Origin of the sequence: Paenibacillus sp. FSL M8-0228 (assembly GCF_038007385.1) — a bacterium.
GTDB classification, from domain to species: domain Bacteria; phylum Bacillota; class Bacilli; order Paenibacillales; family Paenibacillaceae; genus Paenibacillus; species Paenibacillus polymyxa_D.
In genome coordinates, this window is the sequence record NZ_JBBOXA010000001.1 from 1 (window position 1) to 10,000 (window position 10,000).

The window sequence follows — 10,000 nt, forward strand, 5'->3', positions numbered from 1 at the left end:
GTGGACAGCCATACCTCTGAACTATGGCAGCAAATTCTATCCATCATACAAACCAAGCTGAGTAAGCCGAGTTACGACACTTGGTTTAAGGCTACCAAGGCAGCGAAACTAAATGACCACTCCATTGTGATTTCTGCACCGACAACTTTTGCCGTGGAATGGCTTGAAAGCCGCTATACCAAGCTAGTCGGAGCAACGGTTTATGAGATTTTGGGCAAACAGCTAGAGGTCAAGTTCGTTATTGAAGAGAACAAGCCCGCCGAGGTCGACCTTCAGCAACAACCTCAGCAGCAGCCGGTCGTTCATGAAGAAGCTGTGTCCCATATGCTGAATCCCAAATATACATTCGATACATTCGTCATCGGATCGGGGAACCGTTTTGCCCATGCGGCATCGCTGGCCGTCGCCGAGGCGCCGGCCAAAGCTTACAATCCGCTGTTTTTATACGGTGGTGTAGGGCTGGGAAAAACGCATCTGATGCACGCTATCGGACACTATATTTTGGAGCACAATCCGGCCAGCAAGGTCGTTTATTTATCGTCGGAGAAGTTTACGAATGAATTCATTAATGCTATCCGGGACAACCGCGGGGAAAGTTTTCGGAATAAATATCGCAACATTGATATTCTGCTCATTGACGATATTCAATTCATTGCGGGTAAGGAATCGACGCAGGAGGAATTTTTCCACACGTTCAACGCGCTTCATGAGGAACGCAAGCAGATTATAATCTCAAGCGATCGGCCACCTAAAGAGATTCCAACGCTGGAAGAACGGCTACGCTCTCGCTTCGAGTGGGGACTCATAACGGATATCCAACCGCCGGATCTGGAAACGAGAATTGCTATTCTTCGTAAAAAGGCGCGGGCAGAAAACTTGGATATTCCCAATGAAGCCATGATGTATATCGCTAATCAAATCGATACAAACATCCGTGAGCTAGAAGGGGCGCTTATTCGCGTTGTCGCTTATTCCTCCTTAACCAATCAGGATGTATCAAGTCATCTCGCGGCTGAGGCGCTGAAGGATATTATCCCGTCCAGTCGACCAAAAATGATCACGATCCAGGATATACAGCACCAAGTCGGGGAATTTTACAATTTACGGCTGGAGGATTTTAAAGCGCGTAAACGGACGAAGGCTGTAGCTTTTCCACGACAGATTGCCATGTACCTGTCTCGTGAGTTAACCGATTATTCTTTGCCAAAAATCGGTGAAGCTTTCGGTGGGCGTGATCATACGACTGTCATTCATGCGCACGAAAAAATCTCCAAATCCATTCAAGTGGATCAGGATCTGTTTAAAGTTATCAACAACCTAATAGAAAAAATCAAAAATCCAACCTGAACAAGTTCAGAGCCTATACACAATTTATACACATGTGGATAGGCTTGATTTTATTAGGGTTACAGTGACTTATCCACATATTCAGTGCGCCTATTACTATTACTAATATATTTTAAAGATATACATCACCTAAATAAGGCCCGCGTCAACGCGTGCTTGAAGGATTAAAACCCGTAGGAGGAACTTATGAAGATCAGCATTCTGAAAAACGTTTTGAACGAGGCTATACAACATGTATCCAAAGCGATATCAAGTCGAACTACGATTCCAATTCTGAGTGGTATTAAGCTGGATGTGAATCACCAGGGAGTAACGCTGACCGCCAGCGATACAGACATCTCGATTCAATCCTTTATTCCGATGGAGGATGGTGACCAAACTGTCGTTCAGGTTGAACAACCCGGTAGTGTGGTGCTGCCTGCCAAATTCTTTGTCGAAATTATCAAAAAGTTGCCTTCGCAGGAGATTCGTATGGAGGTAAAAGACCAATTCCAAACCTTTATCTCGTCCGGTGCAACTGAAATTCAGATTGTTGGCTTAGATCCTGAAGAATTCCCGGTGCTTCCCAACATTGAAGAAAATCAAGTCATCTCTGTGCCAGGAGATTTACTTAAAAATATGATTAAACAGACGGTGTTCTCCATTTCCACCCACGAAACGACACCGATTTTAACCGGCGTGTTGTGGAATCTGGCTGAGGGGGAACTGAAGTTTGTGGCAACGGACCGCCACCGCCTTGCCACCCGCAGCGCTCATTTGGAGACGTCTGAAGGCTTGCGCTTTAGCAATGTTGTCATTGCGGGCAAAACGCTGAATGAGCTGAGCAGAATTATTCCAGACCAAAATATGCTTGTGGATATCGTAGTAGCGGACAATCAGGTATTATTCAAAGTAGATCGGGTGCTATTTTATTCCCGCATCTTGGACGGCACCTATCCTGATACTTCTAGAATTATTCCGACCTCCTACAAAACAGAACTGATTGTGGATACAAAAAGTTTAAGTGAGTCAATTGACCGTGCTTATTTGCTGTCCCGTGAGGAAAAAACGAATATCGTAAAAATGCAGTCGCTGGAAAATGGCGGTTTGGAAATTTCCTCTAGTTCCTCTGAGCTTGGCAAAGTGCGTGAGGAAGTAACGGTGTCCAAATTTGAGGGGGAGCCGCTCAAAATTTCGTTCAACTCCAAATACATGCTTGACGTGCTGAAGGTGATTGACAGCGAGCAGCTGACGATTGCTTTTACCGGCATTATGAGTCCCATTATTTTAAAACCGGCAGATTCCAGCAATGCGCTATATATCATCCTGCCATATCGCACAACCAACTGATGTCTAGCGTTAACCCACCTGAGGACAACCGAAAGGATGAACAAGCCTTGAAACCAATATCTATACAGACCGAATACATCAAGCTCGATCAATTTTTAAAATTAGCCGATTGTGTATCCACAGGAGGCATGGCTAAAGCCCTGCTGCAAGAGGGACAAGTCCGTGTGAATGGTGAACCGGAAGAACGTCGTGGAAGAAAACTGTACCCAGGTGATACCGTAGAAGTAGAGGACAACGGAAGTTTCGAGGTTACAGCAGGAGCATGATCGCCTGGGTGGCAAGGACTCCTTTTAGGTACGGAGTAACAAGGGGGACCCTATGTGTTTGTGAACAACATTGTTTTGCAGCAGTACCGGAACTATGAGCAGCTGGAACTGAATGAATTTGGTCCCGTTAATTTGCTGATCGGACAAAATGCGCAGGGCAAAACGAATCTGGTAGAGGCGATTTTTGTACTAGCTTTAACCAAAAGTCATCGAACGTCCCGCGACAAGGAGTTAATCTCTTTCGGGGCTACTTCCACTCACCTAGCCGCAGATGTGGATAAAAAATACGGGAAAATCAGACTGGATCTCGCGTTATCCACACAAGGCAAAAAAGCAAAGATCAACGGACTGGAGCAGCGTAAATTGAGCGATTTTATCGGTTCGTTAAATGTGGTCATGTTTGCACCTGAGGATCTGGAAATTGTGAAAGGAACACCGGGGGTTCGCCGCCGGTTTCTTGACATGGAAATCGGCCAGGTTGCGCCAGGCTATCTGTATCATTTGCAGCAATACCAGAAAGTATTGGTTCAGCGAAATAACCTGCTCAAGCAAGCTTGGGGTAAGGATATGGCGTCAGTGCAGCTGATGCTGGAGGTATGGAATGAGCAACTTGTTGAGCATGGTGTTAAAATTGTTAAAAAGCGGAAACAATTTATAACAAAGCTACAAAAGTGGGCTCAAGCTATTCATGAAGGGATCGCAGGTGGGACGGAAGAGTTAAAATTAACCTATGTTCCCTCCTTCAGTGAGCCAGAGGAAGAAGATGAAGCTGTCTTATTGGAGCGATTTATGATAAAGTTATCCCAAATGAGGGAACAGGAAATCCGCCGTGGCATGACTTTGGCGGGACCCCATCGTGATGATTTAGCCTTTGCCATTAACGGCAGAGAAGTGCATACGTATGGCTCTCAGGGGCAGCAGCGGACGACGGCCCTGTCCTTGAAGTTGGCCGAAATTGAGTTAATTCATGAGGAAATTGGTGAATATCCTGTCTTGCTGCTGGATGATGTTTTGTCCGAGCTGGATCCCTATCGTCAAACCCAGCTGATCGAGACCTTCCAAAGCAAAGTACAGACCTTTATCACGGCAACCGGGGTTGAGACTTTGAACGCAGAACGACTCAAGGATGCCAATATTTATCACGTCCACGACGGGCATGTGGAACACTAAGGAGTGAGTGACCGCTATGTATATTCATCTGGGTGGAGAAAAAATCATCCGCTCGTCAGAGCTTGTGGCTATTTTCGATATCTCGATTGAAAAATCCTCTAAAATCTCCAAGCAATACGTGAACCATGCCCAACAGCAAAAGCATGTCGAGATGATTGGCGAAGAGGAAGCCAAGTCCATCGTAGTTACTCAGAATACGGTGTATTATTCCCCCATCTCCTCAACAACACTCAAAAAGCGGGCAAACCAGTTTGTTGCCAATGCTTAACCATAGAATCTATAGAAGTAGGTGAAAGGCATGTCTATGAATCAACCGTCTTATGATGCGGGCGAGATTCAGGTCCTTGAGGGCCTGGAGGCGGTTCGGAAACGTCCCGGGATGTATATTGGCTCCACAAGCGCCAAAGGTCTCCATCATCTGGTCTGGGAAGTTGTGGACAACAGCATTGACGAAGCGCTGGCGGGTTATTGTGACAGCATTCAAGTTGTGGTTCACGAAGATAACAGTGTTACCGTTACAGATAATGGACGTGGTATTCCAGTAAGCGAACACGCCAAAATGAAAAAATCTGCGCTGGAAGTCGTTATGACTGTGCTTCACGCAGGCGGTAAATTCGGAGGCGGAGGGTACAAGGTATCCGGTGGTCTGCACGGGGTTGGGGTATCGGTAGTGAACGCTCTCTCCAGCAAAATGATTGTTCATGTTAAACGAGACGGACATCTGTATGAGCAGGAATATCACCGTGGTGCTCCGCAGTATGATGTCAGAGTCATCGGTGATACAGACGAGACGGGTACCCAAACGACCTTCTATCCGGACGATCAAATCTTTACAGAAACGACCGTATATGATTATGATACGCTCCAAACGCGGATTCGTGAGTTGGCTTTCCTGAATAAAGGCATTGCAATCAGCTTGACTGACGAACGGACGGGAGCTAGCGATACATTCCATTACGAGGGCGGAATCAGTGAATATGTGCAATTCTTGAATCAAAAAAGAGAAGCGCTACATGAACAGCCGATTTATGTCGAAGGCTCGCGGGATATGATTCAAGTCGAAGTTGCATTGCAATATAACGACAGCTATACCGAAAATATTTATTCTTTTGCCAACAACATCAACACCCATGAGGGCGGAACTCACGAATCAGGTTTCAAGAGTGCATTAACCCGGATTATAAACGATTATGCACGTAAAAATGGCTTGATTAAAGACAACAATGCCAACTTGACCGGTGACGATGTGCGTGAAGGATTGACGGCAATTATCTCCGTCAAAATTCCAGAACCACAGTTTGAGGGTCAGACCAAGACAAAGCTGGGTAACAGTGAGGTGCGAGGGATTGTCGAATCCTTATTCGCAGAGAAACTCCAGGAGTTCCTAGAGGAAAATCCGTCTGTTTCCCGCCGCGTGGTAGATAAATCATTACAAGCAGCACGTGCCCGGGAAGCAGCGCGTAAAGCGCGTGAGCTTACACGTCGCAAAAGTGCGCTGGAAATCAGTTCGCTCCCAGGCAAGTTGGCAGATTGCTCCTCTAAGGATGCTTCGATTAGTGAACTGTACATTGTCGAAGGTGACTCCGCAGGGGGATCAGCCAAGCAGGGGCGTGATCGTCACTTTCAAGCTATTTTGCCGATTCGCGGTAAAATCCTGAATGTTGAAAAGGCACGCTTGGACCGTATTTTGTCCAGTGATGAAATCCGGTCGATGGTAACAGCAATGGGTACAGGGATCGGAGACGACTTTGACATCGCCAAAGCCCGTTATCACAAGGTCATCATCATGACAGATGCGGATGTCGACGGCGCCCATATTCGTACGTTGTTACTGACGTTCTTCTATCGGTACATGCGTAAAATCATTGATGCAGGCTATATTTATATTGCTCAACCACCACTATTCAAAGTAGAGCGTAACAAAGTTGTACGTTATGCGAACTCCGAGGCGGAACGTGATGAGATCATCAGGGAATTTGGAGAAAACGCGAAGTACAATGTACAGCGCTATAAAGGTTTGGGTGAGATGAATGCGACCCAACTTTGGGAAACTACGATGGACCCTGAGAGTCGTACTATGCTTCAGGTAACTGTCAGTGACGCGATGCTGGCTGATACACTGTTCAATACCTTGATGGGTGATAATGTAGAACCTCGTCGTGACTTTATCCAAGAGCATGCGAAGTACGTGAAAAATCTTGATTTCTAATGTGTAACGTTCCTTCCTAGTGGCTGTATTACATGCTCATTAGGTAGTATTTTGTAAGAGTTCACGAGGGGCGCCCAAATGGGCGTCCCTTTTCTTGTCATTAACCAGCCCGGGTGTATTTGAATATCTAATCTCATTGTTTTAGGCTTTTTTCTTAGAGCGTACGGGTTTACCTGTCGATGGAGAGTATCGGCCGTAGCCTACTGCATATCTGAATATTTTATGATAGAGGCTTTTGTTTGGAAGGGAAGAGAATACCTTGATTGCTGGTCTCGTATTAACCTCAAGAATCCACGGATAATTTTGCTGATCCAGTCCCACATCTAATCCAATTTCTCTTAAACGTGGGTATTTTTTTTGCAACTGCCAGGCTACCCGTTCGCCCATTTTCGATAATTTTTGCTCCAGTCGTACAGCTTCCTTTACATCCATATATGGAGCGACCAGCTCATTGAAAAAGCGTGTTGTCCCACCGCTGTGATGATTGGTGACGACTTTGTCAGGAGCAGCTACGCGTCCTACAATAAGTGTTGTTTCCCATTGGTGTCTCAAGTTCATCTGGGTTAATACCCTCAGATCGAAGGGGCGTTCTTCATGCTGAAGAAGTGGAATTCCACGTTGGATCAGATATGGACGTTTTCGTATGCGGGAAGAAACCACTCTATGCAGATCTTCTAGACTTTCGAAGGTGAAAATGTCTACTTCATAGCGAAGCACATACCAAGTTCTCTCTTCGATGATTCCTTCTTCTGTCGGCGGGAGCGGCTCTGTCAGCCTCTCTGCCCGCATAACCCCTTTTCCATAAGTACCGTTATCCGGCTTAATATAGACAGTACCATACACGGCCAACATTTCGTTTAAGTGATCAAATGTGTACAACCGTGTTTCCGGTACATAAGCAGCCAATGTCGGATTGGGGAGAATGGCATTTGTTTTGGTCCACTTACTGGATACTCGTTGAATAGACAAGTAATCTCATCCCTTTCTTTTCGAAATATGAGTCATGTACTTGGAATCCGCAACACTTTAACAAAACAAGGGAAACTAAAGGACAAGCGCGTAAAACAATGATATAATAGAGAAATACGGCGTTTTTCGGAATTTTGCTAATTGAACCCTGACCGTATACGTATTGTATGTGGAAAAGGCCCTTATGGTGGGGGCTAATCCCCAGCTCTGGGGAATTTGTTATAATCAGGGCTTGTGAGTTGTACAAGAGAATAGCGATCTGCTACAGGCAGAAAGAGAATGACGAGGGATTTACGCTGTAAAGAGGACAGATGCGTTTAATTGTGCTCTTTTTGTGAAAGTAATATAATTATACAGATGAGGATTTCAGCCAAAATCCTGCGCAGAGAGCGGAGTGTATAGGCAGTATCTTGTTAGGCTTTTCACATAGAGAGCATTGTATTGAAGGATAAGAAGGAGGACCAGCATGGCGGATCAAAATAACTCGCAAATCATCAATAGGGATATCGGAGTGGAAATGCGCGAATCCTTTATGGATTATGCCATGAGTATTATTGTTAGCCGTGCCTTGCCTGATGTGCGGGATGGACTGAAGCCGGTACACCGTCGTATTTTGTATGCGATGTCCGAGCTAGGCATGTCGCCAGATAAGCCTTACAAAAAATCGGCAAGAATCGTCGGCGAAGTTATCGGTAAATATCACCCTCATGGTGATACGGCTGTATATGATACGATGGTGCGGATGGCGCAGGATTTTTCCTTGCGTTACATGTTGGTGGATGGACACGGTAACTTTGGCTCCGTGGATGGAGATATGGCCGCTGCGATGCGTTACACCGAAGCACGGTTGTCCAAGATTGCCATGGAAATGCTACGTGATTTGAACAAAGAGACCGTTGATTTTATGCCGAACTACGATGGTGAAGAGAGCGAGCCTGTCGTATTACCAGCACGTTATCCTAACTTGCTGGTGAATGGGGTCGGCGGGATTGCAGTCGGGATGGCTACCAATATTCCTCCGCATAACTTGGGAGAGGTTATCGATGGTGTACAAGCACTGATCGAAAACCCTGACATTACGCCGATGGAACTTATGGATTATATTCAAGGACCGGATTTCCCGACAGCAGGTTATATTTTAGGACGCTCTGGTATCCGTCAGGCGTACCAGACGGGCCGCGGATCTGTGACCATGCGTGCAAAGACCACCATAGAAGAGATCGGCAATAAAGCACGGATTATCGTGCATGAGCTGCCTTACCAAGTGAATAAGGCTCGTCTGGTTGAGAAAATTGCCGAATTAGTACGTGACAAACGTATTGAAGGCATTACGGATCTGCGTGATGAATCGGACCGTACGGGTATGCGTGTCGTTATTGAGTTGCGTAGAGACGTGAACCCGAATGTCGTTCTGAATAATTTGTTTAAACATACAGCTATGCAGTCGAATTTCGGTATTAATATGCTTGCCATTGTAAACAACGAACCGAAGATTCTAAACCTGAAGGATGTCTTGTATCATTATCTCAAACATCAGGTCGAAGTTATTCGTCGCCGGACAGAATTTGATCTGAAAAAGGCCGAAGCTAGAGCACACATTCTGGAAGGCTTGCGCATTGCTCTTGACCATCTGGACGAAGTTATTGCCTTGATTCGTTCTTCCCAAACTGCAGAAGCAGCTCGTGAAGGACTGATTGAGCGTTTCTCGCTCACTCTTGAGCAGTCTCAGGCTATTCTCGATATGCGTCTGCAACGTTTAACCGGTTTGGAACGTGAGAAGATTGAGAACGAATATAACGAGCTAATACAAAAGATTGCGGAATACCGTGAGATTTTGGCGAACGAGCATCTGGTACTCAACATCATTAGCGAAGAGCTGAATGAACTTAAAGGGCGTTTCGCTGATGAACGTCGCACTGAAATTACAGTGGGTGAAGAGAGTATTCTGGATGAGGATCTCATTCCGCGTGAAGATGTTATTATTACTGTAACCCATACGGGATATATCAAACGCCTTCCTGTTACCACCTATCGCAGTCAAAAACGCGGTGGTCGTGGTGTAGTGGGTATGGATACCAAAGATGAGGATTTCGTAGAGCATCTGTTCATTACGAATTCACATCATCATTTGTTATTCTTTACCGACAAGGGTAAGGTATATCGAATTAAGGCCTATGAGATTCCTGATCTAAGCCGGACAGCCCGGGGAACACCGATTATTAACCTGATTCAGATTGAACAGGGTGAGTCGATCAATGCGGTAATTCCAATCGAGGAATTTGTGGAGGATAGCTATCTTTTCTTTGCGACTCAGCATGGGATTATTAAGAAGACACCGCTTGACGACTATGCAAATATCCGCAAAGGTGGCTTGATTGCCATTAACTTGCGTGAAGATGACGCCCTGATCGAAGTGAAGCTGACGGACGGACAGCAGGAAATGATTATTGGTACAGCACAAGGCATGTCTATCCGTTTCCCTGAAAGTGATGTACGGTCTATGGGCCGTAGCGCTACAGGGGTTAAAGGGATCAACCTTGATGAGAGTGATGCTGTAATTGGTATGGACATCGTGGATACCAGCCTGGATATCCTGATTGTAACGGCCAAAGGTTATGGCAAGCGTACCCCTGTTATGGATTATCGTATCCAAAGCCGTGGAGGTAAGGGGATCAAGACGATTAATGTTACGGAAAAAAATGGTCCAGTT

General features: G+C 45.7%; 8 protein-coding genes (1 of these 8 cut by a window edge). 7 read left to right on the forward strand and 1 reads right to left on the reverse strand.

Features of this window, described 5'->3' with window-relative positions; genetic code table 11:
* From dnaA to gyrB, 6 genes are all read left to right on the forward strand, one after another.
* Positions 1-1,347 carry a chromosomal replication initiator protein DnaA gene (gene dnaA / locus MKY98_RS00005; RefSeq protein ID WP_029518975.1) on the forward strand — a complete coding sequence of 449 codons (1,347 nt, stop codon included), beginning with the start codon at positions 1-3 and terminating at the stop codon, positions 1,345-1,347.
* Between the two features lie 186 nt (positions 1,348-1,533).
* Positions 1,534-2,676 (forward strand): DNA polymerase III subunit beta, encoded by a 1,143-nt coding sequence (gene dnaN / locus MKY98_RS00010; RefSeq protein WP_029518977.1) that lies wholly within the window; start codon positions 1,534-1,536, stop codon positions 2,674-2,676.
* Positions 2,677-2,723: 47 nt separating this feature from the next.
* The gene (yaaA, locus tag MKY98_RS00015) at positions 2,724-2,942 is read left to right on the forward strand and encodes a S4 domain-containing protein YaaA (RefSeq protein WP_029518979.1); all 219 of its coding nucleotides are present in this window, start codon (positions 2,724-2,726) and stop codon (positions 2,940-2,942) included.
* Between the two features lie 54 nt (positions 2,943-2,996).
* Positions 2,997-4,112 (forward strand): DNA replication/repair protein RecF, encoded by a 1,116-nt coding sequence (gene recF / locus MKY98_RS00020; RefSeq protein ID WP_013308098.1) that lies wholly within the window; start codon positions 2,997-2,999, stop codon positions 4,110-4,112.
* A 16-nt stretch (positions 4,113-4,128) separates the two neighbouring features.
* Positions 4,129-4,380 (forward strand): extracellular matrix regulator RemB, encoded by a 252-nt coding sequence (gene remB / locus MKY98_RS00025; protein WP_007433255.1) that lies wholly within the window; start codon positions 4,129-4,131, stop codon positions 4,378-4,380.
* Positions 4,381-4,410: 30 nt separating this feature from the next.
* On the forward strand, positions 4,411-6,321 hold the full coding sequence (gene gyrB, locus MKY98_RS00030; RefSeq protein ID WP_013308100.1) for a DNA topoisomerase (ATP-hydrolyzing) subunit B: 1,911 nt from the start codon (positions 4,411-4,413) through the stop codon (positions 6,319-6,321).
* Positions 6,322-6,462: 141 nt separating this feature from the next.
* Here the strand turns inward: gyrB and MKY98_RS00035 are convergent, their stop codons facing one another.
* On the reverse strand, positions 6,463-7,290 hold the full coding sequence (locus tag MKY98_RS00035; protein WP_029518980.1) for a YheC/YheD family protein: 828 nt from the start codon (positions 7,288-7,290) through the stop codon (positions 6,463-6,465).
* Between the two features lie 466 nt (positions 7,291-7,756).
* On the opposite strand from MKY98_RS00035, the gene gyrA reads away from it, so the two are divergent.
* Positions 7,757-10,000, forward strand: the 5' portion of a protein-coding gene (gyrA, locus tag MKY98_RS00040) for a DNA gyrase subunit A (RefSeq protein WP_029518981.1). It continues 321 nt past the right edge of the window; the window shows 2,244 of its 2,565 coding nt (coding positions 1-2,244); its start codon is at positions 7,757-7,759; its stop codon lies beyond the right edge, outside the window.

Excerpts from the sequence above, each read along its gene's own strand:
- dnaN (WP_029518977.1), top strand. The coding sequence starts at position 1,534 with ATGAAGATCAGCATTCTGAAAAACGTTTTGAACGAGGCTATACAACAT.
- remB (WP_007433255.1), top strand. The coding sequence starts at position 4,129 with ATGTATATTCATCTGGGTGGAGAAAAAATCATCCGCTCGTCAGAGCTT.
- gyrB (WP_013308100.1), top strand. The coding sequence starts at position 4,411 with ATGTCTATGAATCAACCGTCTTATGATGCGGGCGAGATTCAGGTCCTT.